Raw genomic sequence first — 25,778 nt, forward strand, 5'->3', positions numbered from 1 at the left:
TCCCGGCTCAAGGCCGGGACGACAGTGGTGGACGGGGCGACGACCTCGTCGCCATCTATCACCGCTCGGACGCCGCATGACCGCCGCCTCCAGCAAACACTGGCGCCTGATGCTCGCCGTCAACGCCGCCGTGATGCTCGGCGTCTTCCTGCACAAGCTCACGCTGCCGCCCTATATTCCGTACATCCATCTGCTGGTCGACTATCACTTCGGCTTCATCAAGCGCGCGCTGATCGGTGCCATGGTCGGCCTGTTCGCCGCGAAGGTGCCGGTCTGGCTGGTGTTCGCGCTGGCCGGTTGCGTCTGGCTCATCACCTTCGCACTGTTCGCGCAGCTCTTCCGCCGCACGTTCGGCTTCGATCGCGCACGGCTGCCGTTGTTCATCTTCACCGCCTGCTCGCCGTTCGTGTTCAAGAACTTCCTGTTCACGCTCGGCCATTTCGACATCTATGGCTGTCTCGGCGCGATCGTCCTGCTGCTGGTGCCGGCGCGCACGCTGGCCTACGTGCTGCTTGCGGCATTGATCTCGGCCCTGCTCGTGCTGATTCATCACATCCATCTGCTGATGTACGTGCCGACCATCACCGCGATCGTCGTGCTGCGCTACTACCTGACACGTCCCCTCACTCGCCTGGATATTGCAGTCGGCGCCAGCGCGCTGCTCGGCCTCGGCGCGCTGTTCCTCGCGGCGCAATTCCTCGGCACCATGCCGCTGCCCGAGGCCGACTTCGTGTCCTACTTGCGCTCGCGCATGGTCGATCCGTCGCGCACCGATCTCTTGCAGTTCGCCTATGTCTGGTATCAGCCGCTCGCCAAGGAGGTGCAGGACACCTGGGCGCGGCTGCCGTCGAACCTGCTGGGCCTGCCCATCTATGCGCTGCTGCTGTGGCTGCACGCGCCGCTGTGGCGGAATCTCAAGGATCTCATCGGCGCCTTGGCTGACAAGCGCCATCGCCAGATCGTCATCGCCGCGCTGATCGTCATCAGCTCCGCTTACCTCGTCATGTTCGCCATGGTGTTCGACTATTCGCGCTGGATCTCGAGCTGGGTGGTCTGCATGGTACTGATGCTGCACGCGCTGAAGACGCTTCCTGCGACCAAGCCGATCACTCCGATCGACGCCGACGACCGCATGACGACGATCCTGGGCTGGATCGTCACCGCCGTACCGCGGATCGGGATCATCCGCCCGTTCTGACGCTCAGCCGCGGGCGCGCCTGATCCGGACATAGAGCGCGCCGGCGCCGCCATGGCCGACATGAGCCTCCTCGAAGCCGACGATGAGCGAGCGGAATTCCGGCAGGCTAAGCCAATGCGGCACCTGCCGCCGGAGCACGCCGCGTTCGGGATCCGCCCCGATGGTGCCCTTGCCGGTGATGACCAGCACGAAGGTGAGACCGTCATGCTGGGCGCGATGCAGGAAATGATGCAGCGCCTGATGCGCCCGACTCTGGGTCATGCCGTGCAGATCGAGCCGCGCATCGATCTCGCTGCGGCCGCGCGACAGCTTCGACCGCTCCTTGCGGCCGAGCGAGACCAGCGGCGGGATCGCCGGCCGGGCCGGCTTGGGCACGACCACCGGCGCGACCGGCCGCGGTGTCATCATCGGCTTGTCCGGCTGCGGCTCGGCCGTCACCATCGGCGGATGCGGCCGCACCGGACGGTGCGTCTTGCGCAGCGGCTTGACCTGGCGCGCCACCGTCTCCCACAGGGTGCGCTCGTCCTCGGAGAGGCCACGCTTGCGACGGCCGCGCGGCGGCTCGGGATCTTCAGACATGGAGACGGCTTGTCATCGGCGGTTGCGATGGCGCCTGCCATAACGCAATCGGCGGATATTGCGATCACTTTCGATACGGGGGCGGGCCTCGGGCAGGGGCACGGGCTGCGGCGCCACAACGTTCTGCGCCACCGTGGTCGCCGGGATTGCGCTCGCGGCGGAAGCAGGGGCCTTCGCATCGTTGACCGGGGAGGCGGCGGCTTTGGCGGCCTCCTTCGGCAGCACCTGCGGAAACAGTTTTGCGATCTTCTCCGACGGGCGTGCATCCGGCAGCGGCATCTTGCGGCCACGCGCGACCGGATCGAGGCTCTTCGGCACCAGCATCACGAACTGGATGCTGTGCTTGAGACGGCCGGAGACCTTGCCGGCGTCCTGGCCGGCGCCGAAATAGAGATCGGCGCGCGCAGGTCCGACGATCGCCGAGCCTGTATCCTGCGCAATCATCAGCCGGTGGAACGCGGTCTTCGACTTCTCGGATTCGATCGGCAGCTCGCCGGTGATGAAGAACGGCGTGCCATAGACGTGCAGCGACTTGTCGACCGCGATCGAACGGCCGGGCGTCAGCGGGATGCCCTGCGCGCCGACCGCCTCGTCCTTCTCCGACAGCTGCACCTCGCGGAAGAAGATGTAGGAGCGGTTCATCCGCCGCAGCTCGTTGGCACCTTCCGGATTCTGCTCCATCCAGTCGCGGATACGCTGCATCGACATCTGCTCGCGCGGAATGATGCCGCGTTCGATCAGGATGCGGCCGACCGGTGTGTAGGGAAGGCCATTATAGGCATCGTAGTTGATGCGGATGGTCGAGCCGTCGTCGAGACTGATGCGCGCCGATCCCTGGATCTGGGCAAACAGCAGGTCAGTCTGGTTCCTGAGCCACGCGATCTCCAGGCCGCGGCCCTCGATGGCGCCGTCCTCGATCTCCGCGCGGTCGTAATAGGGGACCAGCTTGCGCCGTCCGATCTTCCGATAGACGGGACCCTTGTTGGGCAGACTCGTCGCGTCCTGCTTGAAGCCACGGACGAACAGATTGGAGGGGCGACGATAGACCGGAACGTTGTAGACCTCGTTCTGGGTCCGCGAGCCCTCGATGACGGGTTCGTAGTAGCCGGTGACGAAGCCATCGACATCGCCGAGCTTGGAGATCTTCAGCGGCTCGAAGTGCCGTTCGAAGAAAGCCCTTGCCGCAGCATTGTCGGCGAGATCGGTGGCCCGAGCGTCGCGACAGGGGTCGCGCAGGGAATCACCCAGCGGCTTGCCATCCGCCTTGGCATCCGGCGCTGCATCCGTCTTTGCGGCGATCGGCTTGCAGCTGGCGCGGAACGTCCGATAGGCCGCAAGCTGGTCGTCGTCGTTCCAGCCGGGCACGTCGTTCCAGGCCAATGGCAGGTACTGGCTGTTGCTGATCTCGAGCGGCCAGTCGAGTTGCGGGTAGGGCAGGTGGCGCACCGGGGGCGTCGCCGCCCGGTGGCGCGAGCGCACCGCCTCGGCCGCATAAGGGGCGAGCGCCACGGCGGCGACGCTCAGGGCGAGCGCCGGCGTCCAGTATTTCAGGCGATGAGCGGTGAAACCCCGCTTCCAAATTTCGCGAACCATGCTTGCACCATCAAAGTACCACTCAACGCGAAATTCAGAGAAAACGGGATGCTGAAAAGATCCGGGTCAAAAAGCCGAGGATGGACCTCGTCGTCCTCCTTGCAGAACTGGGTCGACATCGAGAGCGGGCGATCTCCCGATGTAACGCCGGCGGCGGCAACCTATTCCATCAATGGCTGCCGGTGCCGACCAGCTTCCAATTGGGATCGCGCGAGCCGGTATCGCGGGCGAAAGTCCAGATGTCGGTGATGTCGGCCACCTTGTCCGGATTGCCGTCGACGATGTTGCCCCCCTTGTCGCGTGTCACCGAGATCATTTGCGAGACGAAGCGCACCGTCACCTGCGCGGTGCGGTCGCGCAGCTCGGCACCGACCAGTTCGGCGGTATCGATGGAGACGAAGCGGGTTTCGGTCTTCTGCTCCTGCTTCTCACGCTCCTTGATGACGGCGTCGAAACTCTCATAGACCTCGGACGACAACAGGTCGCGCAATGCGCGGCGATCGCCATTGGCGAACGCCAGCACGATCATCTCGTAGGCACTGCGCGCGCCGGTCAGGAAATGGCGCGGATCGAACGACGAGTCGTCGGCGACGATCGCGTCGAGGCCACGGGCGAGCGGTGTGCCCGGCTCGGCCAGGCCACGCCAGCGATCGCCCGGCGCCGGCATCTCGCCGCCGGGGACCGCAGCCGAGGGATCGATAGGCTTGTTGGGAACCGGCATGACGTGGTTGTCCGGCGCGCCCTGGACCGCGTTTCGGGCGGCGTGATCGAACGGCGTCCGCTCGCTCCCGGTGCGCTGCCCGAGCACGGCGCGCAGGCGGATGAAGATGAAGACCGCCAGCGCCAGGAAGATGATGGTATAAATGTCCACTTCGTGTTCGCTTTCTGACTTGTCGAGCCGAACGCGGAGCCCGGCCACCGGGCACCCGTTCTACAGGATCCGGGTAAAGACCCGTGAATCCCTCGGTCGACCCGGATGTAGTCATCGAATTGGGCCCGGCCAATGGCACATTGTGGCCCGGTGATCCTAACCCTTTTCCCTCTCAAGGGGAAATCCGATCGACCTTGGATTGGAACAGAGTAGACGGTCGCTGGTTCCGCCCCCGGGCCGATGCGACAAATAGAGGCATGCCGGCCGGATCAACCCTCTGCCTCGGCCTTTTGCGGCGTCCGTGCCTCGTCCTTGTGGAACAAGCCGGCCCTATGGTAGCCACGCGCCGCAACGACCCGCCCTTTTTGCCTGGAGAACACTGCGATGACCAACGGTAACGGCGCCACTCCCGAGGCGGCTCCTCCTCCTCAACTGAACGTGCTGGCGCAATACATCAAGGATCTCTCGTTCGAGAATCCGAACGCTCCGCAGTCCCTGGCGCCGCAGGGCCAGCCGCCGCAGATCAACATCCAGATCAATGTCGGCGCCAATGCTCTGAATGACACCGAATACGAGGTGATGCTGACGATCGAGGGCAAGGCCGAGAGCGGCAGCCAGGTGATGTTCAGCTTCGAGCTGGTCTATGGCGGCGTGTTCCGGCTGGTCAACATTCCGCGCGAGAACCTGTCGCCGATGCTGCTGATCGAATGCCCGCGCCTGCTGTTCCCGTTCGCCCGCGAGATCGTCGCCAATTCGGTGCGTGACGGCGGTTTCCCGCCGCTGATGCTGGACCCGGTCGATTTCGTCGGCCTGTACCGCCAGAACATGGAGCGCCAGGCGGCGGCCCAGGGCGGCCAGGTGCTGTCGAGCTGATCCGGTTCTGCTTACGATTGATGTTTGCCGGGCGTGATCCGCTGCCGATCAGGCGGATCACGTGCCGGCGAGAAACTCCGTCCAGATCGGCTTGTCGCCGAGCGTGGCGATGAAGGCGCGATGCGCCTCTCGCTCCGCATCCGTGACCCGCGGCAACAGCGGCTGCTCGCGCTGACGGCGCGGCGTCTCGCCGGCAGATCCGATGCGGATCTCCTGGCTGTCCTGGGTCAGGATCAGCTGCGACTGCCGCGCCCCGACCAGATCGACATAGACCTCCGCCAGCAGCTCGGCGTCGAGCAACGCGCCGTGCTTGGTGCGGCGTGAGTTGTCGATCGCATAGCGTGAGCACAGGTCGTCGAGGCGGTTCGACACGCCGGGATGCTTGCGACGTGCCAGCAGCAGCGTGTCGACCAGACGGTCCCTCGGAATGGCCGCGCGCTTGACCCGGTCGAGCTCGGCATTGATGAAGCCGATGTCGAACGAGGCGTTGTGGATCACCAGCGGGGCATCGCCGATGAATTCCAGGAACTCCTCCACGATCTCGTGAAACAGCGGCTTGTCCGCGAGGAACTCGCTCGACAGTCCGTGAACCGCGAACGCCTCCGCCGGCATGTCACGTTCGGGATTGATGTAGCGGTGGTAGACTTGGCCGGTGGGCATGCGGTTGATGATCTCGACGCAGCCGATCTCGACCAGGCGGTCGCCGCGCAAGGCGTCGAGGCCGGTGGTTTCGGTGTCGAGAACGATCTCACGCATCTGATTTGATCCGTCGAATTCCGCGCGGCCGGCGTTCGCGAATCAGCCCCGGCGCTGTGGCATTCTAACGACCTCCGCCAGGATGTCGCGGATGCGTGCCCGCACCGGATCGAGCCCGTGCGAGGTATCCACGACGAAATCGGCGCGCTTGCGCTTCTCGGCATCCGGCATCTGCCGTGCGAGCAGCGCATCGAGCGCTTCTTCCGTCATCGTGCCGCGCGCCAGAATGCGCTGACGCTGGATCTCGGGCGCGGTCGACACCACCACCACGGCATCGACGCGCTTGTCGCCGCCGGTCTCGAACAGCAAGGGGACATCGACGACGGCAACGGGCACGCCGGACTGCTCGGCGTCGTCGAGAAACTTCTGATGATAGGAGCGCAGCATCGGGTGCACGATCGCTTCGAGCCTGCGGATCGCGTCGGCATCACCGACGACCTTGGCGGAGAGCCTGGCCCGATCCACCTTGCCGTCCACCGTGGTCCCGGGAAATTCGGCTTCGATCGCCGGCACGGCTTCGCCCTCATAGACCTTATGAACGGTCGCGTCGGCGTCATAGACCGGGACGCCGGCTTCGGCGAACAGCTTTGCGGTCGTCGACTTGCCCATGCCCATCGAGCCGGTCAGACCCAGCACTCTCATCCGCGGTCAATCCCCCTTGTGCGTTGCTGCGGTCGGCCTCAGATCCTGAGCAGCTTCGCTTCGCGAAAATAGGCGAGCAGCGGCAACAGCGGCAGGCCGAGGATGGTGAAGTGATCGCCGTCGATGCGGTCGAACAGGTGCACGCCGAGCCCTTCCAGCTGGTAGGCGCCGACGCTGGATGTGACGGTTTCGCCGGCGGCATCGAGATAGGCTGCGATCTCGGTTTCGGTGAGGGCACGCATCGTCATCCAGGCGACGGCGACGTGCGAGAACAGCACCTCGCCATTGCGGACCACGGCGATGGCCGAGTGCAGCGCATGGGTGCGTCCGCCCAGCGCCAACAGTTGCTGCATGGCATGCTGGCGGCCGGCCGGCTTGTTGAACATGCGCTCACCCAATGCCAGCGTCTGATCCGCGCCCACCACATATGAATTGGGCCTGTTTGCCGAGACCGCTGCGGCCTTCGCGTTGGCAAGGTGCAACGCAATCTCGTAGGGCGCGACCAGGCCGGCTTCGGCCTGCACCGCGCGTTCGTCGATATCGGCGGGAAGCGCCTCGCACGCGAGTCCTGCGTTCGCGAGCAGCATCCGCCGCGCGCGGCTCTGCGATGCCAGGATGAGAGGCTCGTCACTGCACCAGATGGACATTGATCCGCTCACTAGTCCGGAAGCCGCTGCCGCTGCCGGTCGGTATAGAGTTTCAGGATCGCGGCGGCCGTCTCCTCGATCGAGCGCCGCGTCACGTCGAGCATGACCCAGTTGAACTTCGCACTCAGCTTGCGTGCATAGGCGACCTCGTCCGTCACCGACTGCTTGTCGACATAGTTCTCATTGCCGGATTCCGCACCCATGCTGAGCAGGCGATTCTGCCGCACCTGGATCAGCCGCTCCGGGGTCGCATGCAGGCTGACCACCAGCGGCTTCTTCAATGTCTCGAGCTGATGCGGGATCGGAATGCCCGGGACCAGCGGCACGTTGGCTGTGCGCACGCCGCGGTTGGCGAGATAGATCGAGGTCGGAGTCTTCGACGTCCGGCTGACGCCGACCAGCACCACTTCGGCGTCTTCGAGGCCGTCGACCATTTGCCCGTCATCGTGAAGCATCGTGTAGTTCAGCGCATCGATGCGGGCGAAATATTCGGCATTGAGCACGTGCTGCGCACCGACGCGGCCGGCGGTCGATGCGCCGAGATAGGCCTCGAACAGCTGCATCACCGGACCGATGATCGACAGGCTTGGAATGTTGATCTGCTGGCACTTGGCTTCGAGCCGGCTGACCAGATCCTTCTCGAGCAGGGTGAACAGCACGATGCCCGGCGCTTCCTCGATCTCGTCGAGCACGCGGTCGAGCTGCTTCTGACTCCGCACCAGCGGGTACACGTGCTCGACCGGGGTCACGTTGGTGTATTGCGCGGCGACCGCACGCGCGACCGTGATCAGGGTTTCGCCCGTCGAATCGGAAACCAGATGGAGGTGAAAGTAGTTGCCGGTGGTGGGCATCAAATCCTTAACGATCTGTGAATCCCTGTGAAGGATGGGGCCAAAAAGCCGCCTCGGACCGCTCCCTTTGTATAACCCCGATTGTTCTGCACATGGTCGCCGTCCGGGACAACGTCAGGCAGCAGCGCGATGATATCGGGACGAGGCCCATTTGTCTCTGGATAAGCTGTCGAAGGATTTCGACAAGCGTCTGAATCACATCAGACTCTCGGGCGATCCGGCGTGCGCAGCTCGCATGTTGAGGGATGTGAACAAGCTGCGGGCAGACTGCGGATGACATTGCATGAGTCCAATCCACCGCTACCTAGACTCAAACCTTAAGATTCTAAAATTATTTGGTTTGGAGGGGACTGAGCGAGCGGATATGTCTCGACACGCAAGCTGATCGCCAGCCGAGAGGATCACGCGTTTCCGATGTATGAGTGGATCAAGGCCCTTCACGTCATCGCTGTCATCGCGTGGATGGCCGGCATGCTGTATCTGCCACGGCTGTTCGTCTATCATTGCGACGCCGAGATCGGCTCGAAGCAGTCCGAGACGTTCAAGATCATGGAACGGCGCCTGCTCAAGGCGATCATCAATCCGGCGATCACCGTGACGTGGCTTGCCGGACTCTATCTGGCCTGGTCCGGCCACTGGTATACCAGCGGTTGGTTTCATGCGAAATTTCTGCTGGTGCTGATCATGTCCGGGGTCCATGGACTGTTCACCCGCTGGGTCAGAGAATTCGGCGCCGACAAGAACACCCGAAGCCAGAAATTCTACCGGTATATCAATGAGGTACCAACGGTGCTGATGATCGGCATCGTGATTCTCGTCATCGTCAAGCCGTTCTGACCGCTTCCCAGGGAATACCGCTCCGCTGCAGATGCCTTGCAGACGACGGCGCGATTTTCTATATTATGGATATCCCACCCCACGCAGGCGGATGTGGTTGCGTTCCGGCTTGACCGGCCGCCGCATCAGGTCTGGTGCCTCATCGGCGCCAACCTTGCTCAGACCTGCGGACCTCATTTCGTCCGCCTTCCCACAGCCACCTCGCATCCCTCCCAAGTCGCTTCCACAGGACCACCCCAATGCGGGAAATCAAACTACAGGACCTCAAGTCAAAGACGCCGGCCGAGCTCGTCTCCTTCGCGGAGGAAAACGGGGTCGAGAACGCCAGCACGATGCGCAAGCAGGAGCTGATGTTCGCCATCCTCAAGCAGCTCGCGATCCAGGAAACCGACATCATCGGTGAGGGCGTCGTCGAGGTGCTCTCCGACGGCTTCGGCTTCCTGCGCTCGCCGGATGCGAACTACCTGCCCGGTCCCGACGACATCTATGTCTCGCCGTCGCAGATCCGACGCTTCGGCCTGCGCACCGGTGACACGATCGAAGGGCATATCCGCAGCCCGAAAGAAGGCGAACGCTATTTCGCGCTGCTCAAGGTCAACACACTGAACTTCGAGGATCCCGAGAAGTCCAAGCACAAGGTCAATTTCGACAACCTTACGCCACTGTTTCCGGACGAGCGCTTCCGGCTCGAGCTCGAGGATCCGACCCGCAAGGATCTGTCGCCACGCGTCATCGACATCGTCGCGCCGATCGGCAAGGGACAGCGCGCGCTGATCGTGGCGCCGCCGCGCACCGGCAAGACGGTGCTGATGCAGAACATCGCGCACTCGATCACGGCCAATCATCCGGAGTGCTACCTGATCGTGCTGCTGATCGACGAGCGTCCGGAAGAAGTCACGGACATGCAGCGCTCGGTCAAGGGCGAGGTCGTGTCATCCACCTTCGACGAGCCGGCAGCCCGTCACGTCCAGGTCGCGGAGATGGTGATCGAGAAGGCCAAGCGCCTGGTCGAGCACGGCCGCGACGTCGTCATCCTGCTCGACTCGATCACCCGTCTCGGCCGCGCCTACAACACCGTCGTGCCGTCCTCCGGCAAGGTGCTGACCGGCGGCGTCGACGCCAACGCGCTGCAGCGTCCCAAGCGCTTCTTCGGCGCTGCCCGCAACATTGAGGAAGGCGGCTCGCTCACGATCATCGCGACCGCGCTGGTCGACACCGGCAGCCGCATGGACGAGGTCATCTTCGAGGAGTTCAAGGGCACCGGCAACTCCGAGCTCATCCTCGACCGCAAGGTCGCGGACAAGCGGACCTTCCCGGCGATCGACATCGCCCGCTCCGGCACCCGCAAGGAAGAGCTCATCACCGAGCCGCAGAACCTCAAGAAGATGTACGTGCTCCGCCGCATCCTCAACCCGATGGGCACCATGGACGCGATCGACTTCCTGCTCGACAAGCTCCGCAGCACCAAGAGCAATGCCGAGTTCTTCGAGTCGATGAACACCTGATCGAGGCACTGCTTCAATCTGCAAAGGGCGCTCTCCGGAGCGCCCTTTTTGTTTGACGTGTTTGTCGCTGCGCTCGGCGTGAAGACCTCGATGCTTATCCGCCCGCCATGGTTCGCCGGCGTAAAGCATGCCGCTGCAAACCGATTGTCTTTCGCTGCCGGTGAGCCCAACTGAGGATCATGCATCCACACGACCAGACCATCTTCGCGCTGTCCTCCGGACGCCTGCCGAGTGCGATTGCGATCGTCAGGCTCTCCGGGCCTCACGCCGGCATCGCCCTTCAGATGCTTGCGGGGAAACTGCCGCTGCCGAGGATGGCGACGCGCGCCTTGCTGCGGGATGGTAATGGCGAGCCGATCGACGATGCCGTCGTGCTGTGGTTTCCCGGACCCGCAAGCGCCACCGGCGAAGATGTTGCCGAGCTGCATGTGCACGGCAGTCGAGCCGTCGTGGCGACAATGTTCTCGGTGCTGTCGACGATGCCGCAGATGCGCCCTGCTGAGCCGGGCGAGTTCACGCGGCGCGCGTTCGAGAATGGCAAGATCGATCTGACCGAGGCCGAAGGTCTCGACGACCTCATTCACGCCGACACGGACCGCCAGCGGCGCCAGGCGTTGCGGCAGCTGAAGGGTCTGTTGGGCGACAAGGCGCGGAGCTGGCGTGAGCAGATCATCGAGGCGGCGGCGCTGATCGAGGCCGGGATCGATTTTGCCGATGAAGGCGACGTGCCAATCGAGCTGATGGCGCCGGCGCTCGCCCGGATCGGCGAGCTGTTGACCGAGATCGAGCCGGTGCTGTCGGCCCAGGGCCGGGCCGAACGTCTGCGCGACGGCCTGACGGTCGTCATTGCCGGACCGCCGAACGCGGGCAAGTCGACCCTGATGAACCAGCTTGCGCGTCGCGAGGTCGCGATCGTCTCTCCGCAGGCCGGCACCACGCGCGATCTCATTGAGGTCCAGCTCGATCTCGACGGCTATCCAGTGACGGTGATCGACACCGCGGGCATTCGCGAGACGGACGATCCGGTTGAGCAGGAGGGTGTTCGGCGCGCGCGGGACCGAGCGGCGCAGGCGGATCTGGTGCTGTGGCTGTCGGAGGATGAGCAGGCCGAGGTTGAGCGCCAAAGCGAGGCTCCCGTCTGGCTCGTTCGTAACAAGATCGATCTGAGCAGAGGTGGGGAGGGGGGTCGTCCATCGTCCAGCGGAGATAACCCGGTCTTTCAAATCTCCGCGCGAAGCGGGGCAGGGCTGGTCGAGCTGCTGGATGCGCTGGTTGGCTTTGCCCGGGACTATTTTGGATCAACTGAGAGCGGCCTGATCACACGGCAGCGGCAGCGGACTCTGCTCGCCGACACCGCCGCTGCGCTTCAGCGTAGCATCTCGGCGATCGACCTGGGCGAGGAGCTTGCTGCGGAGGAGCTGCGGATCGCCGCGCTTGCGCTCGGGCGTCTTTTGGGACGAGTGGATGTCGAAGACCTGCTCGACGTGATCTTTCGCGAGTTCTGCATCGGTAAGTAGCCGCGGCCCCACGAACCGGGTCGAATATACTTAATGAAGCGTTGCTTGGTTAATCGATCGTCAATTGTTTCACGTGAAACAGGATGTGCGGACGCCGTCAGGGATGTTTCACGTGAAACGTCTTCCGAGCATTGTCTGCAGGCGTTAGATAAGCCCCATGATCCAGCATCTGACATCCTACGACGTCGTCGTCATCGGTGGCGGCCACGCCGGCTGTGAAGCCGCGGCGGGCGCGGCGCGCATGGGCGCCCTAACCGCGCTGATCACCCATCAGTTCGCGACGATCGGGGCCATGTCCTGCAATCCGGCCATCGGAGGACTGGGAAAAGGACATCTGGTTCGCGAGGTCGACGCTCTCGACGGCTTGATGGGTCGCGTCGCCGACGCCGGCGGCATCCAGTTTCGCGTTCTAAATCGCCGGAAAGGACCGGCCGTTCGAGGTCCACGCGCCCAGGCCGACCGCAAGCTCTACGCCGCGGCGATGCAGTCGGCGATCCGGGAGACCCCAAACCTCACCGTCATTGAAGGCGAGGCGGACGAACTGATCGCTACCGGCGGACGGGTGGCAGGGGTGCGGTTGGCTGACGGCCGGACCTTCATCTGTGGCGCCGTCGTCATCACGACCGGCACGTTCCTGCGTGGTCTGATCCACCTGGGTGAGAGGACCTGGCCGGCCGGCCGGGTCGGCGAGGCGCCGGCGCTGGGGCTGTCCCAGTCTCTCGAAGCCATCGGATTTCGGCTCGGCCGCCTCAAGACCGGCACGCCGCCGCGCCTGGATGGATCGACGATCGACTGGAGCGCGGTCGAGATGCAGCCCGGCGACGATCCGCCGGAGCCGTTCTCCGTCCTGACCGACAGGATCACCACCCCGCAGATCCAATGCGGCATCACCCGGACGACGACCGCAACCCACGAGGTGATCCGCGCCAACGTCCATCGCTCGCCGATGTACTCCGGGCAGATCAAGTCGACCGGGCCGCGTTACTGTCCCTCGGTCGAGGACAAGATCGTCCGCTTCGGTGACCGCGACGGTCACCAGATCTTCCTGGAGCCCGAAGGGCTCGACGATACGACGGTCTACCCGAACGGCATCTCGACCTCGCTGCCGGAGGAGGTCCAGCTCGCGCTGCTGCCGACCATCCCGGGTCTCGAACGGGTCCGGATGATCCGGCCGGGCTATGCCATCGAGTACGACCACGTCGATCCGCGTGAGCTCGAGCCGACCCTGCAGACCAAGCGGATGAAGGGTCTGTTCCTCGCTGGCCAGATCAACGGCACGACCGGGTATGAGGAGGCCGCAGCTCAAGGTCTGGTCGCGGGCCTCAATGCCGCGCTGGCCGCGGGCGGCGGCGGGCCGGTCGTATTCGATCGCGCCGATGGCTATCTGGGGGTGATGATCGACGACCTCGTCACGCGGGGGATCACCGAGCCGTATCGGATGTTCACCTCGCGCGCCGAGTATCGGCTGACGCTGCGGGCGGACAATGCCGACCAGCGGCTGACCGACAAGGGCATCGCGCTCGGCTGTGTCGGCAATGATCGTGCGCGTTTCCATCGAAGCAAGATGGGCGCGTTGGAAACTGCCCGCGCGATGGCGAGGTCGCTGACGATCACGCCCAATGAGGCGGCGAAGCATGGCTTCACGCTCAATAAGGATGGCCAGCGCCGCTCGGCCTTCGAACTGATGGCCTATCCGGAGATCGGTTTCTCCGAGGTGAGGGCGATCTGGCCGGAGCTCGGCGCGATTGATCCCGCCATCGTCGTCCATCTCGAGATCGATGCCAAATATGATGTCTATGTCCGCCGGCAGAGCCAGGACGTCGACGCCTTCCGGCGCGACGAAAGCCTGGTGCTCGGTGACGTCGACTATGCGCTCGTCCCAGGTCTCTCCAATGAGGCGCGAGCGAAGCTGACGGCGGCCAGGCCGTGGACGATCGGGCAGGCCGGCCGGATCGATGGCATGACGCCGGCGGCGCTCGGGATCCTTGCGGCCTATCTCCGCCGCGAAGCGCGTCTTAGCAAGACCACCGGCTGAGGCGTTTCACGTGAAACAGGCATCGCCGATGACGGCGTCCAAGACGATTGAATCGGACAAGGCGACAGCACTCGCCTTGACGCCTGTTTCACGTGAAACGGAGCAGCGTCTCGATCGCTACGTCGCACTGCTGCTGGAGTGGCAGGCGAAGACCAATCTGGTCGCGCCGTCGACCTTGCCGCATCTCTGGACCCGCCACATCGCTGACTCGCTTCAGCTCCTGGACCTCGCGCCCGACGCCAGGATCTGGATTGATCTCGGCAGCGGCGGCGGCTTCCCGGGCGTCGTCCTCGCCTGCGCCCTGGCCGAGCGGGATGGCGCCCAGGTCCATCTGGTCGAGCGCAACGCCAAGAAGGCAGCGTTCCTGCGCGAGGCAATTCGCGTCACCGGCGCTCCGGGGATCGTGCATTTGTCAGAGATCGGGGATATCGTGGAGAAGTGGGGCGGGCGAGTCGATTGCGTGACCGCACGCGCGCTGGCTCCGCTACATCAACTCATCGGCTTTGCGGAGCCCTTGGTGAAAAAAGGCGCGAAAGCGCTGTTTCTCAAGGGTCAAGATGTAGAAGCGGAATTGACCGAATCTACTAAGTATTGGAAAATTGAGTCGAAACTTCACTCCAGCCGGACGGGCGGGCAGGGCTGGATCGTCGCAATCGATTGCATCGAGCGACAGAGCTGAATTCCGTCAAGACGACAACCAATGGCGATCGCGCATGGCCGTAATTGATCAGATTTATCAAGAAGATAGAGCCCCGCACCCGGAGGGGCATCCGCGCATCCTGGCGCTCGCCAATCAGAAGGGCGGGGTCGGCAAGACCACGACCGCGATCAACCTCGGTACGGCGCTGGCCGCGATCGGCGAGCGGGTGCTGATCGTCGATCTCGATCCGCAGGGCAACGCCTCGACCGGCCTCGGCATCGACCGTGGCAGCCGCAACTGCTCGACCTATGACGTGCTGATCGGCGAGGCCTCGCTGCGCGACGCCGTCGTTGCGACGGCCGTGCCGCGGCTGCACATCGCCTCCTCGACGATGGACCTGTCGGGGCTCGAGCTCGAGCTCGGCTCCACCGCCAACCGCGCCTTCCGTCTGCGCGATGCGATCGCCGGCCTCAACAACAACGTCTCGCCGGAGAACGACTACACCTACGTGCTGGTCGATTGTCCGCCGTCGCTGAACCTGCTGACGGTCAATGCGATGGCCGCGTCCGACGCGATCCTGGTGCCGCTGCAGTGCGAGTTCTTCGCGCTCGAAGGTCTGTCGCAGCTGTTGCAGACCGTGGAGCAGGTGCGCTCGACCTTGAACCCGAACCTCTCGATCCACGGCATCGTGCTGACGATGTTCGACTCGCGCAACAACCTGTCGAACCAGGTGGTCGCCGACGTCCGCCAGTTCATGGGATCGAAGGTCTACAACACGATGATCCCGCGCAACGTGCGCATCTCGGAAGCGCCGTCCTACGGCAAGCCGGTGCTGGTCTACGACTTGAAGTGCGTCGGCAGCGAGGCCTATCTCAAGCTCGCGACCGAAGTCATTCAGCGCGAGCGTGACCTGCGCACGAACTGACTTTGCCTCTGCTCCGGGGGACCTCGTCGCCCGGATCTCATTCGAGGACGGCAGCGGATTCCGAAATGAATCCGCTCCCTCGTTCATTGTGCCGGCGGGACCCGATCGGCAGCAGACGCAAGCGGAGCGTGACGTGAATCCAAAGGAGAAGGCGATGGCCGACGAGTCGCGATCGCGATTGGGCCGGGGTCTCGCAAGTCTGATCGGTGACGTCGGCCGCGAGGCCGGCGCGCCGCCGGAGCGGCCGCGCAATCAGCGCAAAGTGCCGATCGAATTCCTCAAGCCGAACCCGCGCAATCCGCGTAAGACGTTTTCCGACGGCGAGCTCGCCGAGCTCTCGGCCTCGATCAAGCAGCATGGCGTGATCCAGCCGATCGTGGTGCGTCCGGTGAAGGGCCAGCACGACCGCTACGAGATTATCGCCGGCGAGCGGCGCTGGCGCGCCTCGCAAGCCGCCGGCCTGCACGAGGTGCCGATCGTTCCGGTCGATGTCAGCGACAGCGATGCGCTGGAGCTCGCGATCATCGAGAACGTGCAGCGCGAGGATCTCAATCCGATGGAGGAGGCGCAGGGCTATCACGCGCTCGCCAACGAGTTCAAACGCAACCAGGAAGACATCGCCAAGATCGTCGGCAAGAGCCGCAGCCACGTCGCCAACATGATGCGGCTGACCAAGCTGCCGGCCGAGGTGCAGGGCTTCATCGCGACCGGGCAGATATCGGCCGGCCATGCGCGAGCGCTGATCAACCTGCCGGATCCGATGTCGGCGGCGAAGAAGATCATCGCGGAAGGGCTGAACGTCCGGCAGACCGAGGCGCTCGCGCATGAGGAGGGCGTGCCGGAACGCAAGCCGCAGAAGCCGCGCAGCAGCGGCAGCGCGCCGGCGGAGAAGAAGGACGCCGACACCATCGCGCTGGAGAAGCGCGTCGGCGATGCGCTCGGTCTTTCGGTGTCGATCAGCCACCGCGACCCCGGCGGCACGGTGCAGATCACCTACCGCAGCCTCGAGCAGCTCGACGAGGTGATGCGCCGGCTGGAGCAGGGCTAGGTTGTTAGGTCGTGGCGCTCATTGCGCCGCCGCGGCTGTGCCTCGGGCCTCCATGAGTTCGTTGCTCCGCTCTCACCTACGTCACGGCCGGGCTTGACCCGGCCATCCATTTTTTTGGACGAAGCGGATGGATGCCCGGGTCAAGCCCGGGCATGACGAGCTAATAATTTGGAAGAGCTACGGCTGTGTTTTTCGTCGCGATTGCCAAAAGCGAGCACACGACTCTCTCCTCCGTCATTCCGGGGCGTGCGAAGCACGAACCCGGAATCCATCTCTCAGCAGATCCTGTAGCCCGATGGATTCCGGGCTCGCCCTTCGGGCGCCCCGGAATGACGGCTGAGGTTGGAGAGCGATCTCGGGTCCACTCGGGCTGAAGTTCTCGACGCCGTATTCAGGGAGCCGGCGCACTGACCATCACCCCTTCCGCCGTGCCGCGACCGCGATCGACAGCAGCGTCCGCTGCGCGATCGCTGCCGCCAATCCCGGCTGCTTGCGCATGTCGAGCGCGGCTGTCGCCAGTTGGTCGATGATCGGCAGCAGGCGGGCAGGGGAGAAATTGCGCAGCGCCGTCTCGGCGCTCGGCTTGCGCGAGAAGTGCAGCCGGGGGAAGCCGCCTTCGAGGATGGACGAGACTGGCGTGCCGGAAGCGACGGCGAGCACCGATTTATGCAGCCATGCGGCATGTCGCTGCGCGGCGGAGATGATGACGCCGGGATAGGTGCCCGCGATCATCGCCTTGCCGAACTCGGTCTCGACCATTTCCGGCTTGCCGCCGAAGGCGCCGTCAACGATCGGATCGAGCTTCATCTCCGAGGCGTCGGCGACCACGGCCATCACATGGTCGAGCGTCACCTCGCCTTCGCCGTGGGCGAACAGGGTCAGCTTGCGCAGCTCGTTGCGGGAGGCCTGGCGGTCGCCGCCGAGCAGCGCCATCAGATAGGCGCGGGCCTCCGGCGAGATGCGCAGCGAGGCCAAGCGCAATTCGTCGTCGATCAGCTTGGCGAGATCGCGCTCGGTGTCCGGGTAGCAGCCGATCGCCACCGCCGTTCTGGCCTTCTCGCAAATCTTGCGCAGTGGCGAATCGGGGCGGATGTCGCCGGCCTCGATCACGATGCGGCAGTCCCGCACGTTCATCTCGCTGAGCGTCTCGACGCCGCTGGCGAAATTGCGCGAGCCGGCGCGCACCCGGATGGCCCGGCGGCCGCCGAACAGCGGCACGGTCATGGCTTCGTCGACGAGGCGCGATGGCTCCGCGGAGAGCTCGTCACCGTCGAGCCTGACCACGGAGAAGGGATCATCGGGGTTGTCGACGGCCGAAGCGATGAGGGCCTCGGCACGCTCGCGAACCAGGCCGGTATCCGGACCGTACAACAGGATCAGCGGACGAGTGGCGTCCGGTTTGGCCAGGAAGGCATCGATGTCTCGTCCGCGCAGCGCGACCACGGCGATGTCAGCCGTGCGTCAGGTGCCCGCGGTGAAATAGGCCGCGAGCCGCGTTTTGATCTTCTCGGCGACCTCCTCGGAGGCGCGATCCTCGGCGTCACGGAAGGCCCGCTGCCGGGCGAAGCGCTGGTACGAGCCGGGGATGTCATAGGAGGTGCGCGCGAAGGTCGTTCCGGTCATGACCGATTTGTTGGTCGCCAACTCGACCAGATTGTACTGCACGTCGAGGCCGACATTCTCGGTGGTCGGCAGGCCGGTGGTCTGTGAGACGATCAGCGAGGACCGGCTGGTCTGCAATCGCAGCACCAGCTTGTGGGTCGGCGCCGTGCCGGTTGCGGTGCCGTACAGCTTGAAGGCGAGCGCGTTGCGGATGCCGACGCCGATGCGCGCCTCGGGCGAGGCGTTCGGCTTGTCGACCGGCGGCAGCTCGATGCCCATCAGCTTTTCGCGCAGGCCGGGCGTGCCGTCGGTATGCTCTGCATACATCGGCTGGAAGCAGCCTGCCGTCAGCGCGGCCAAAGCGGCCACGGCAACAAGCCGAGCAGCGATCCGAAACCTAGCCGACGACATTCACGATCCTCTTGGGAACAATGATCACCTTGCGGACGGGTTTGCCATCCAGCGCCAGTTTTACTGCATCGAGGGCCAAAACGGCAGCCTCAATTTCCGGATTCTGCGCGTTGCTGGCGACTGTGACTTCTCCGCGCTTCTTGCCGTTGACCTGGACGACCAGGGTCATGCTGTCCTCAACCAGCAAATCTCGTTCGATTTGCGGCCAGGAGGCCTCCGAGATCAGCCCGGTCTGGCCCAGCACCTGCCAGCATTCTTCGGCCAGATGCGGCATCATCGGCGAGAACAGCTGCACCAGGATCCCGGCGGCCTCACGAATCGCCCAGGCCAGGTCGGCCGCCGGCTTGGCCGGCCGCGCCAGGACGTCGGCCAGCGCATTGGCGAACTCGCGGATATGCGCCAGGCAGACGTTGAAGTGCAGCCGCTCGATGCCGCCGGTCACCTTGTCCAGGGCGCCGTGGGCAGCCTTGCGCAGCGCCAGCGCGTCGGGGCCGAACGCGGCCGGGCGGGAGGAGGGGGCCTCGGCCGCTGCCGCGACCGATTCGTTGACCAGCCGCCACAGTCGCTGGACGAAGCGCGCCGCGCCCTGCACCCGCTCGTCGCTCCAGATCACGTCGCGGTCCGGCGGCGAGTCCGACAGCATGAACCAGCGCGCGACGTCGGCCCCGTAGCTCTCGATGATGTCGTCGGGGTCGACGGTGTTCTTCTTCGACTTCGACATCTTCTCGATCGGGCCGATCGTGATGTCCTCGCCGGTGGCGGCCAGCACGGCGCGGCGGCCGTTGCCGCCGATCTCGATCTTGACCTCCGCCGGGTTGACGTAGGTGCCGTCGGCCTTCTGATAGGTCTCGTGGACCACCATGCCCTGTGTGAACATGCCGGCGAACGGCTCGTCCATCGCGACGTGGCCGGTAGCCTTCATCGCGCGGGTGAAGAACCGGCTGTAGAGCAGATGCAGGATCGCGTGCTCGACGCCGCCGATATACTGGTCGACCGGCATCATCCGGTTGGCCACGGCCGGCGTCGTCGGCGCGGCCTCGTTCCATGGATCGGTGAAGCGCGCGAAGTACCAGGACGAATCCACGAAGGTGTCCATGGTGTCGGTCTCACGCTGCGCCTTGCCCCCGCATGCGGGGCAGGTGACGTGCTTCCAGGTCGGATGGTGGTCGAGCGCATTGCCCGGCTTGTCGAAGGTGACGTCGTCCGGCAGCACCACGGGCAGGTCCTTGGCCGGCACCGGCACGACATCGCAGGTCGGGCAGTGGATCACCGGGATCGGGCAGCCCCAATAGCGCTGGCGCGAGATGCCCCAATCGCGCAGGCGGAAATTGACCTGGCGCTCACCGACAGCTGCGCCGCCGCGCTGCTCGCTCTCGAGCCGCCTGGCGACCTCGTCCTTGGCCTGCGCGATCGTCATGCCGTCGAGGAAGCGTGAATTGATCAGGCGGCCGTCACCGTCGAAGGCGGTGTCGGTGATGACGAAGCTCGCCGGGTCCTGGCCCTCCGGGCACACGACCGGCGTGTTGCCGAGACCGGATTTGTTGACGAAGTCGAGGTCGCGCTGGTCATGCGCCGGGCAGCCGAAGATGGCGCCGGTGCCGTATTCCATCAGCACGAAGTTCGCGACATAGACCGGCAAGGTCCAGCTCGGGTCGAACGGATGCACGGCGCGGATGCCGGTGTCGAAGCCCTGCTTCTCCGCGGTGTCGATCGCCTCCTGCGCGGTGCCGATCCGCTTGATCTCGGCGATGAACGCGGCGAGCTCCGGGTTCTTGGCGGCCGCGGCTTGCGCCAGCGGATGGTCCGCCGAGATCGCCATGAACTTGGCGCCGAACAGCGTGTCCGGCCGCGTCGTGAAGATCTTCAATTCGGTCTCGCCCGCCGGCGTCGTCTTGGGATCCAGCGCGAAGCGGATCAGCAGGCCTTCGGAGCGGCCGATCCAGTTGCGCTGCATCAGCCGCACCTTGTCGGGCCAGCGGTCGAGACCATCGAGCGCGTCCAGCAGCTCCTGCGAGTACTTCGTGATCTTGAACACCCATTGGTTCATCTCACGCTGTTCGACCACCGCACCGGAGCGCCAGCCGCGACCGTCGATGACCTGCTCGTTGGCGAGCACGGTCATGTCGACCGGATCCCAGTTCACCTTGCGCTTCTCGCGCTCGACCAGCCCCGCTTGCATGAAGTCGAGGAACATCTTCTGCTGGTGCCTGTAGTAGGATGGATCGCAGGTCGCGAACTCGCGCGCCCAGTCGAGCGACAGGCCGATCGAGCGCAGCTGCTTCTTCATCGCCGCGATATTGTCGTAGGTCCATGCCTTGGGCGCCACCTTGCGCTCGATCGCGGCGTTCTCCGCCGGCAGGCCGAACGCATCCCAACCCATCGGGTGCAGCACGTTGAAACCCTTGGCACGCATGAAGCGCGCCAGCACGTCGCCCAGCGTATAATTACGGACATGCCCGATATGGATGCGTCCCGACGGATAGGGAAACATCTCGAGCACGTAGTATTTCGGACGCGGATCGTCGTTCCTGGTGGCGAAGATCGCCTTTTCGTCCCACTGGCGCTGCCAGCGCGGCTCGGCTTCACGGGCGTTGTAGCGTTCGGATGTCATGGAATCGCTTGTAATTTTCGAGGATTCGCGTCGTTTGAAGACGGCGGACTAGGCCACAAAAGCGGCAGCCCGGTCAATGGGGCGACAGATGATGATACCATTTTGGGCATCCGCTAAGCGACGGTAATCGTGAGTTTTTTTGCACCCTCTGCCGGCAGTGTCGAAGGTTCGATTGAGGCACGGTTAAGACTTGAATGGGAGACTGAGTGCATACATCCAGGCATCAGCCCGCATCTGGGATCACTCCACATCGTGTCCGGCGCTACGTTCGACGAGCTTGACTTCGAGTACGCGACGACGGTCGCGGAAAAGGCCATGAAATCCATGGCTCAACAGCGCGTGCCACCGACGCCTAACAACTTCCATCTGTGGTTCAAGTACTCACTGGGCTCGGCGTCGGATCTCAAGCGCGCCGTCGACATCCTGGTCAGCAACAAGCGCAAGTTCGACAAGACCACCAACCAGGCGCTGTTCGACACGTACATCGGCCAGCAGGGTACGGAAGCGGCTGTCGTCCACAAAGTCTCGCAGCAGTTGCATGGCGTGATGGACTCCGCCAAGCAGTATCTGACGGCCGCGATCGCCGACAACCGCACACACATGGCGGCGATCGATGGCGTCGCCGAACGCAGCGAGCAGGGCGTCGATCCGAAGATCCTGATCGAGAACCTGGTCAGCGAGCTCGCCCAGGCGACCGCGCGTGCGGCGAAACTCGAAGCGAGCTTTGCCGAGAAGTCACGCGAGCTCGACACCATCCGAGACTCGCTCAACAAGTCGGAGCAGCGCGCACGCACGGACACGCTGACCGGATTGCCGAACCGGCGCGCGCTCGAAGAGTTCTTCCGCCATGCGCAGGTCGAGGCGATGGAGCGCGACGAACCGCTCAGCGTTCTCCTGATCGACGTCGACCACTTCAAGAAGTTCAACGACAATTACGGCCATGGCGTCGGCGATCAGGTGCTGCGCCTCGTCGCCAAGGCATTGCGCGAGCGCGTCCGCGACAAGGATCTTCCCGCACGCTACGGCGGCGAGGAACTGATCGCGGTGCTGCCGCAGACCGACCTCGAAGGTTGCACCGTCATCGCCGAGCGCATCCGGCGCACCATCGCCGATTGTCAGTTCACGCGGCGCTCGACCGGCGAGGTGTTGCCGCAGATCACGGTGTCGATCGGCGTCGGCCAGTTCCAGTTCGGCGAATCGATGGCTGATCTGATCGACCGTTGCGACCGCTCGCTGTATCTCGCCAAGAAGCTCGGCCGCAACCGCGTGGTCAGCGAGCTCGAGCTCGACCAGAAGCTCGCGGTCGGCTGATCGCAGGCCGCCGCCGCAGCCCTATCCTGCGCGTGCCACGCCGCTCCTGTCATCCGCGACATCCGCGAAGCCATGCGCGATGACCGTGTTGCGGCCGCGATGCTTGGCCGCATAGAGCGCGGCATCGGCGGCTTCGATCAGGTCGGAGGGCATCAGCGACTCGTTCGGCCGGGTCGAGGCGACACCGACGCTCACGGTGACGCACCGATGCGCCGACGTCGCGTGCGGCAGCTCGAGCTCCAGCACCGTGGCGCGCACCTGCTCGCCGACCGCGAGCGCCTCTCTGGCACCCATGCCCGGCAACAACAGGCAGAACTCCTCACCGCCATAGCGGCCGGCGAAAGCCGTCATGGCGCCGGCGATCTGCGACAGCGTCTCGCCGAGACGTGACAGGCAGGCGTCACCCTCAGGGTGCCCATAGGTGTCGTTGTAGAGCTTGAAGTGGTCGACGTCGATCATCAGCAGCGACAGCTCGGTGCCGGCCTGCTGCGCGCGGCTCCATTCGACGTCGATGCGGTTCTGGAAGCCGCGGCGGTTGGCGAGGCCCGAGAGCATGTCGATCGACGCCATCACCGTCAGCCGGTCATTGGCGGCGACCAGCTCGCGCTCGCGCTGGCCGAGCTTGGCGGCCATCGCATTGAAGGACTTTGCCAGCGGAACGAACTCCGACGGCAGATGTTTGGTGGTGACGCGCGCCGACCAGTGGCCGTGGCCGAAGCGCTTGGCGGTCGCGGCGAGCATGCTGACGGGCTTCACGATCAGCTTCTCGGCGGCGATCAGCGCGCCGAGCAGCACGATCAGGCAGACGAGGCCAGCCTGCAGATAGGCGTTGCGGATCTCGCGGTCGATGGCGGCGGTGACGCGGGTCTCATCGATGCTGACGATCAGCCGCGATCCGGTGTCGGCGATCCGAGTGAAGGTGATCGCGCGCTTAGAACCATCCGCCGCCGTGAAACTCATCGTCTCGCTCGGCTTCCCCGAACTCAGGGCAGTCTCGGCAACGGCCGACAACAACGGCACGCTGTCGAGCGGCCGGCCGATCAGCTCGTTGCGGTCGGCGGGCGCCGCCAGCACGGTTCCTTCGCTGTCGACCAGCACCGCCGTGATGCCGGGGCGGCCGCCAAGATTGTTCATGATCTTGGACATCCATTCCAGGTTCACGCTCGCCAGCATCACCGCGTCCGGCTCGCCGGTGATCGCGCCGACCGGATAGGCGGCCATGACGATCGGCACGTGCGACGGCTTCGACAGCAGGTAGTCGCTGAACACGAAATCACGTGATTCCTGGGCGCCACGGAAATACGGCCGGTCGCTGAAATCGAGCCCTACATATTGGTTGTTGGTCGAGCACTGGATGCGGCCGTCGCGGCCGGCGATCATCAGGGTGCGGATCCACGGCAGGGTCGCCGGCAGGCTGGCGCGCATCATGTCGCAGCTGCGGCTCACGCCGGTGCTCGACGCCCGGACATAGGCCGTCGACTTCAGCACCGTCTCCACCGACATGATGACCTCGCGCTGCATGTCGGCGCTTTGCCGGGCGAGGCCGGAGAATTCCTCCGATGCGAGTGCGATCTGCCTTGTCCTGGCGCTTTCCAGCGAGCGCGCGCGTTCCAGCATCAGCGGCGCGACCAGGATCAGGGCGAGCAGCGCCAGCCGGGCGCGGATCCCCATCAGCCGGTTCAGCTTCACTCTATTGCGATTGAACCGGATGCTTGGCATTTCTTCCCCCTACCCCCGGCCGTGAAGGGTAAGGAGAAGGGCTCAAGAACCCTTTCTCGAACTCTGTAAAATTGCAGCCAAACCCGTAAATCTACCGACGGACGCCATCGTGCCTGATGAATCGAACGCCTCAACCTCGTCCTCGCCGTCCGCGCTCGCCGCCGTCGAGCAGGAGATTCTGCGCGCCTGCCGCGACGCCAATCGTGATCGCGGCTCGGTCACGCTGATCGCTGTGTCGAAGACCTTCGATGCCGACGCGATCGAGCCGGTGATCGCGGCCGGACAGCGCGCGTTCGGTGAAAATCGCGTTCAGGAAGCCAAAGCCAAGTGGCCGCCGCTGATGGCCGCGCATCCGGGGCTCGCACTGCACCTGATCGGGCCGCTGCAATCCAACAAGGCCAAGGAGGCGGTCGCGCTGTTCGACGCCATCCATTCGGTGGACCGGCCAAGCCTGTGCGTGGCGCTTGCCAAGGAGATTTCCGCCCAGGGCCGGCATCCGCAGCTGTTCGTCCAGATCAATACCGGCGAGGAGCCGCAGAAGGCGGGCATCGCGCCCGGCGACGCCGACGCCTTCATCGCCGCCTGCCGCACGGATTACGGGCTGGCGATTTCAGGACTGATGTGCATTCCGCCGGTCGATGAAGCACCGGGGCCGCATTTCGCGCTGACCGCCAAGATCGCCGCCCGCAACGGCCTCGCGCATCTCTCGATGGGCATGAGCGCCGATTTCGCCACCGCCATCCAGTTCGGCGCCACGCATGTGCGGGTCGGCTCGGCGATCTTCGGGCATCGCTGAAGGGGGGCGCGGTCGCGGCCGGTCCCTACTCGAACCGCACCGATACCTGCCCCAGATCGCCGAAATCGGCCTCCATGTGGTCCCCGCTGCCGATCGGCAGCGGCGGATGACAGGTGCCGGTCGTGACCACCTGCCCTGCCCGCGCGGGCACGCCGAGCGCGCTGAGCTCGTTGACCAGCCAGGCCAGCGCTATCAGCGGATCACCGAGCACGTTGCGGCCGTGGCCGATGAAGGTCTCGCCACGCAGCGCGATGCGCGGCCGCTCCGCGATCAGGTCGCGGCTGCGCCAGTCGGCGGTGGCGGCCTCGCCCAGCACGAACAGATGCGCGCAGGCATTGTCGGCGATCAGTTGCGCCTCGCCGGCGCTGACGAAGTCGGCGAACCGCGAATCGGGAATTTCGATCGCGGGGTGCAGCGTGTCGACCGCGGCCAGCACCTCCGCGACATCATAAGGTGTCGGTCTGGGCGGCAGATCGCGTCCGAGGCGGAAGGCGAATTCCGGCTCGGCGACCCGCATCGCGTTGCCGGCCATCGATGCGGTGCCGCCGACCGGCAGCACCGTTTCGGCCAGGATCCGCCCGGCCATCGGACCGGCGACATTGATATGGCGCTGGCCGGCCTCGCTGGTCGCCGCAATCTTCCAGCCAAATAATGGCTTGGGCGAGTGGCGCTCGAGCTCGGCCTGGATGGCATAGCCTTCGGCGCGATCTCTCGGACGCAGCTCAGTCGGCAGCTCTGCCAGCTTGCTGCCTTCGCTCCAATGCTGGCGCAGGATGCCAGCGGCGCTGGCTGGCTGATCCAGTGCGCGCAT

At 64.9% G+C, this 25,778-nt stretch carries 23 protein-coding genes; 11 read left to right on the top strand and 12 right to left on the bottom strand.

The genetic code is table 11. From position 1 onward, the window contains the following. Positions 1 to 76 precede the first annotated feature (76 nt). Positions 77 to 1,198, top strand: a complete 1,122-nt coding sequence (locus tag QX073_RS15420) for a hypothetical protein (protein ID WP_315825694.1) — start codon at positions 77 to 79, stop codon at positions 1,196 to 1,198. Between the two features lie 3 nt (positions 1,199 to 1,201). On the opposite strand, the gene QX073_RS15425 is transcribed toward QX073_RS15420, so the two are convergent. From QX073_RS15425 to QX073_RS15435, 3 genes are all read right to left on the bottom strand, one after another. After that, positions 1,202 to 1,777, bottom strand: coding sequence for a Smr/MutS family protein (locus QX073_RS15425; protein ID WP_315716794.1), 576 nt, complete (start codon positions 1,775 to 1,777; stop codon positions 1,202 to 1,204). Between the two features lie 12 nt (positions 1,778 to 1,789). After that, positions 1,790 to 3,370 (bottom strand): murein transglycosylase A, encoded by a 1,581-nt coding sequence (locus QX073_RS15430; RefSeq protein ID WP_315825693.1) that lies wholly within the window; start codon positions 3,368 to 3,370, stop codon positions 1,790 to 1,792. A gap of 169 nt (positions 3,371 to 3,539) precedes the next feature. Beyond that, positions 3,540 to 4,241 carry a Tim44/TimA family putative adaptor protein gene (locus QX073_RS15435; protein ID WP_315716796.1) on the bottom strand — a complete coding sequence of 234 codons (702 nt, stop codon included), beginning with the start codon at positions 4,239 to 4,241 and terminating at the stop codon, positions 3,540 to 3,542. A 384-nt stretch (positions 4,242 to 4,625) separates the two neighbouring features. Between QX073_RS15435 and secB the strand changes: the two genes are divergently transcribed. Then, positions 4,626 to 5,114 (top strand): protein-export chaperone SecB, encoded by a 489-nt coding sequence (secB, locus tag QX073_RS15440; RefSeq protein WP_316173464.1) that lies wholly within the window; start codon positions 4,626 to 4,628, stop codon positions 5,112 to 5,114. A gap of 57 nt (positions 5,115 to 5,171) precedes the next feature. On the opposite strand, the gene dnaQ is transcribed toward secB, so the two are convergent. The 4 genes from dnaQ to QX073_RS15460 are packed head-to-tail and all read right to left on the bottom strand — an operon-like array spanning position 5,172 to position 8,010. Next, the gene (gene dnaQ / locus QX073_RS15445) at positions 5,172 to 5,870 is read right to left on the bottom strand and encodes a DNA polymerase III subunit epsilon (RefSeq protein ID WP_315716798.1); all 699 of its coding nucleotides are present in this window, start codon (positions 5,868 to 5,870) and stop codon (positions 5,172 to 5,174) included. Positions 5,871 to 5,912: 42 nt separating this feature from the next. Then, positions 5,913 to 6,512 (bottom strand): dephospho-CoA kinase, encoded by a 600-nt coding sequence (coaE, locus tag QX073_RS15450; RefSeq protein ID WP_316166407.1) that lies wholly within the window; start codon positions 6,510 to 6,512, stop codon positions 5,913 to 5,915. A 38-nt stretch (positions 6,513 to 6,550) separates the two neighbouring features. Next, positions 6,551 to 7,159, bottom strand: coding sequence for a Maf family protein (locus QX073_RS15455; RefSeq protein WP_315716800.1), 609 nt, complete (start codon positions 7,157 to 7,159; stop codon positions 6,551 to 6,553). An 11-nt stretch (positions 7,160 to 7,170) separates the two neighbouring features. Then, on the bottom strand, positions 7,171 to 8,010 hold the full coding sequence (locus QX073_RS15460) for a pyruvate, water dikinase regulatory protein (RefSeq protein ID WP_315716801.1): 840 nt from the start codon (positions 8,008 to 8,010) through the stop codon (positions 7,171 to 7,173). Between the two features lie 414 nt (positions 8,011 to 8,424). Between QX073_RS15460 and hemJ the strand changes: the two genes are divergently transcribed. From hemJ to QX073_RS15495, 7 genes are all read left to right on the top strand, one after another. Next, positions 8,425 to 8,847, top strand: coding sequence for a protoporphyrinogen oxidase HemJ (gene hemJ / locus QX073_RS15465; RefSeq protein WP_316166404.1), 423 nt, complete (start codon positions 8,425 to 8,427; stop codon positions 8,845 to 8,847). Between the two features lie 239 nt (positions 8,848 to 9,086). Beyond that, positions 9,087 to 10,352 carry a transcription termination factor Rho gene (gene rho, locus QX073_RS15470; protein ID WP_008965552.1) on the top strand — a complete coding sequence of 422 codons (1,266 nt, stop codon included), beginning with the start codon at positions 9,087 to 9,089 and terminating at the stop codon, positions 10,350 to 10,352. A 179-nt stretch (positions 10,353 to 10,531) separates the two neighbouring features. Further along, complete coding sequence (gene mnmE, locus QX073_RS15475; RefSeq protein ID WP_316225984.1) at positions 10,532 to 11,869, top strand: tRNA uridine-5-carboxymethylaminomethyl(34) synthesis GTPase MnmE; 1,338 nt, start codon at positions 10,532 to 10,534, stop codon at positions 11,867 to 11,869. A gap of 157 nt (positions 11,870 to 12,026) precedes the next feature. Next, a complete protein-coding gene (gene mnmG / locus QX073_RS15480) occupies positions 12,027 to 13,904 on the top strand; it encodes a tRNA uridine-5-carboxymethylaminomethyl(34) synthesis enzyme MnmG (RefSeq protein WP_316203414.1) in 1,878 nt (625 codons plus the stop codon). A 28-nt stretch (positions 13,905 to 13,932) separates the two neighbouring features. Continuing rightward, positions 13,933 to 14,583, top strand: coding sequence for a 16S rRNA (guanine(527)-N(7))-methyltransferase RsmG (gene rsmG / locus QX073_RS15485; RefSeq protein WP_316203528.1), 651 nt, complete (start codon positions 13,933 to 13,935; stop codon positions 14,581 to 14,583). 34 nt (positions 14,584 to 14,617) lie between these two features. Further along, positions 14,618 to 15,469 (top strand): ParA family protein, encoded by an 852-nt coding sequence (locus tag QX073_RS15490; RefSeq protein WP_315716805.1) that lies wholly within the window; start codon positions 14,618 to 14,620, stop codon positions 15,467 to 15,469. A 154-nt stretch (positions 15,470 to 15,623) separates the two neighbouring features. Continuing rightward, complete coding sequence (locus QX073_RS15495) at positions 15,624 to 16,517, top strand: ParB/RepB/Spo0J family partition protein (protein ID WP_315716956.1); 894 nt, start codon at positions 15,624 to 15,626, stop codon at positions 16,515 to 16,517. A gap of 414 nt (positions 16,518 to 16,931) precedes the next feature. On the opposite strand, the gene holA is transcribed toward QX073_RS15495, so the two are convergent. Genes holA through leuS form a run of 3 tightly spaced genes read right to left on the bottom strand, consistent with a single transcriptional unit; the run spans position 16,932 to position 21,141 of the window. Then, on the bottom strand, positions 16,932 to 17,960 hold the full coding sequence (holA, locus tag QX073_RS15500; protein WP_316225985.1) for a DNA polymerase III subunit delta: 1,029 nt from the start codon (positions 17,958 to 17,960) through the stop codon (positions 16,932 to 16,934). Positions 17,961 to 17,978: 18 nt separating this feature from the next. Next, entirely contained in the window at positions 17,979 to 18,530 is a 552-nt protein-coding gene (gene lptE / locus QX073_RS15505; protein ID WP_315716807.1) for an LPS assembly lipoprotein LptE, read from the bottom strand. Next, positions 18,517 to 21,141 carry a leucine--tRNA ligase gene (gene leuS, locus QX073_RS15510; protein WP_316225986.1) on the bottom strand — a complete coding sequence of 875 codons (2,625 nt, stop codon included), beginning with the start codon at positions 21,139 to 21,141 and terminating at the stop codon, positions 18,517 to 18,519. Before leuS ends, lptE begins: the two co-directional genes overlap by 14 nt. 324 nt (positions 21,142 to 21,465) lie before the next feature. On the opposite strand from leuS, the gene QX073_RS15515 reads away from it, so the two are divergent. Next, on the top strand, positions 21,466 to 22,452 hold the full coding sequence (locus tag QX073_RS15515; protein WP_315716957.1) for a GGDEF domain-containing protein: 987 nt from the start codon (positions 21,466 to 21,468) through the stop codon (positions 22,450 to 22,452). 21 nt (positions 22,453 to 22,473) lie between these two features. Here the strand turns inward: QX073_RS15515 and QX073_RS15520 are convergent, their stop codons facing one another. After that, on the bottom strand, positions 22,474 to 24,171 hold the full coding sequence (locus QX073_RS15520; RefSeq protein WP_315750507.1) for a diguanylate cyclase domain-containing protein: 1,698 nt from the start codon (positions 24,169 to 24,171) through the stop codon (positions 22,474 to 22,476). A gap of 109 nt (positions 24,172 to 24,280) precedes the next feature. On the opposite strand from QX073_RS15520, the gene QX073_RS15525 reads away from it, so the two are divergent. Then, positions 24,281 to 24,967: a YggS family pyridoxal phosphate-dependent enzyme gene (locus QX073_RS15525; protein ID WP_316225987.1), complete on the top strand. Its 687-nt coding sequence runs from the start codon at positions 24,281 to 24,283 to the stop codon at positions 24,965 to 24,967. Between the two features lie 25 nt (positions 24,968 to 24,992). On the opposite strand, the gene QX073_RS15530 is transcribed toward QX073_RS15525, so the two are convergent. Beyond that, positions 24,993 to 25,778 carry a 2-keto-4-pentenoate hydratase gene (locus QX073_RS15530; protein ID WP_316225988.1) on the bottom strand — a complete coding sequence of 262 codons (786 nt, stop codon included), beginning with the start codon at positions 25,776 to 25,778 and terminating at the stop codon, positions 24,993 to 24,995.

Source organism: Bradyrhizobium sp. SZCCHNS3052 (genome assembly GCF_032484495.1).
Lineage (GTDB): Bacteria > Pseudomonadota > Alphaproteobacteria > Rhizobiales > Xanthobacteraceae > Bradyrhizobium.

Excerpts from the sequence above, each read along its gene's own strand:
- QX073_RS15515 (WP_315716957.1), top strand. The coding sequence starts at position 21,466 with ATGGCTCAACAGCGCGTGCCACCGACGCCTAACAACTTCCATCTGTGG.
- dnaQ (WP_315716798.1), bottom strand. The coding sequence starts at position 5,870 with ATGCGTGAGATCGTTCTCGACACCGAAACCACCGGCCTCGACGCCTTG.
- mnmG (WP_316203414.1), top strand. The coding sequence starts at position 12,027 with ATGATCCAGCATCTGACATCCTACGACGTCGTCGTCATCGGTGGCGGC.
- QX073_RS15495 (WP_315716956.1), top strand. The coding sequence starts at position 15,624 with ATGGCCGACGAGTCGCGATCGCGATTGGGCCGGGGTCTCGCAAGTCTG.
- leuS (WP_316225986.1), bottom strand. The coding sequence starts at position 21,141 with ATGACATCCGAACGCTACAACGCCCGTGAAGCCGAGCCGCGCTGGCAG.
- lptE (WP_315716807.1), bottom strand. The coding sequence starts at position 18,530 with ATGTCGTCGGCTAGGTTTCGGATCGCTGCTCGGCTTGTTGCCGTGGCC.
- QX073_RS15460 (WP_315716801.1), bottom strand. The coding sequence starts at position 8,010 with ATGCCCACCACCGGCAACTACTTTCACCTCCATCTGGTTTCCGATTCG.
- QX073_RS15425 (WP_315716794.1), bottom strand. The coding sequence starts at position 1,777 with ATGTCTGAAGATCCCGAGCCGCCGCGCGGCCGTCGCAAGCGTGGCCTC.
- QX073_RS15455 (WP_315716800.1), bottom strand. The coding sequence starts at position 7,159 with ATGTCCATCTGGTGCAGTGACGAGCCTCTCATCCTGGCATCGCAGAGC.
- QX073_RS15420 (WP_315825694.1), top strand. The coding sequence starts at position 77 with ATGACCGCCGCCTCCAGCAAACACTGGCGCCTGATGCTCGCCGTCAAC.
- QX073_RS15490 (WP_315716805.1), top strand. The coding sequence starts at position 14,618 with ATGGCCGTAATTGATCAGATTTATCAAGAAGATAGAGCCCCGCACCCG.
- QX073_RS15430 (WP_315825693.1), bottom strand. The coding sequence starts at position 3,370 with ATGGTTCGCGAAATTTGGAAGCGGGGTTTCACCGCTCATCGCCTGAAA.
- secB (WP_316173464.1), top strand. The coding sequence starts at position 4,626 with ATGACCAACGGTAACGGCGCCACTCCCGAGGCGGCTCCTCCTCCTCAA.
- QX073_RS15530 (WP_316225988.1), bottom strand. The coding sequence starts at position 25,778 with ATGCGCGCACTGGATCAGCCAGCCAGCGCCGCTGGCATCCTGCGCCAG.
- QX073_RS15520 (WP_315750507.1), bottom strand. The coding sequence starts at position 24,171 with ATGCCAAGCATCCGGTTCAATCGCAATAGAGTGAAGCTGAACCGGCTG.
- rsmG (WP_316203528.1), top strand. The coding sequence starts at position 13,933 with ATGACGGCGTCCAAGACGATTGAATCGGACAAGGCGACAGCACTCGCC.
- hemJ (WP_316166404.1), top strand. The coding sequence starts at position 8,425 with ATGTATGAGTGGATCAAGGCCCTTCACGTCATCGCTGTCATCGCGTGG.
- coaE (WP_316166407.1), bottom strand. The coding sequence starts at position 6,512 with ATGAGAGTGCTGGGTCTGACCGGCTCGATGGGCATGGGCAAGTCGACG.
- mnmE (WP_316225984.1), top strand. The coding sequence starts at position 10,532 with ATGCATCCACACGACCAGACCATCTTCGCGCTGTCCTCCGGACGCCTG.
- rho (WP_008965552.1), top strand. The coding sequence starts at position 9,087 with ATGCGGGAAATCAAACTACAGGACCTCAAGTCAAAGACGCCGGCCGAG.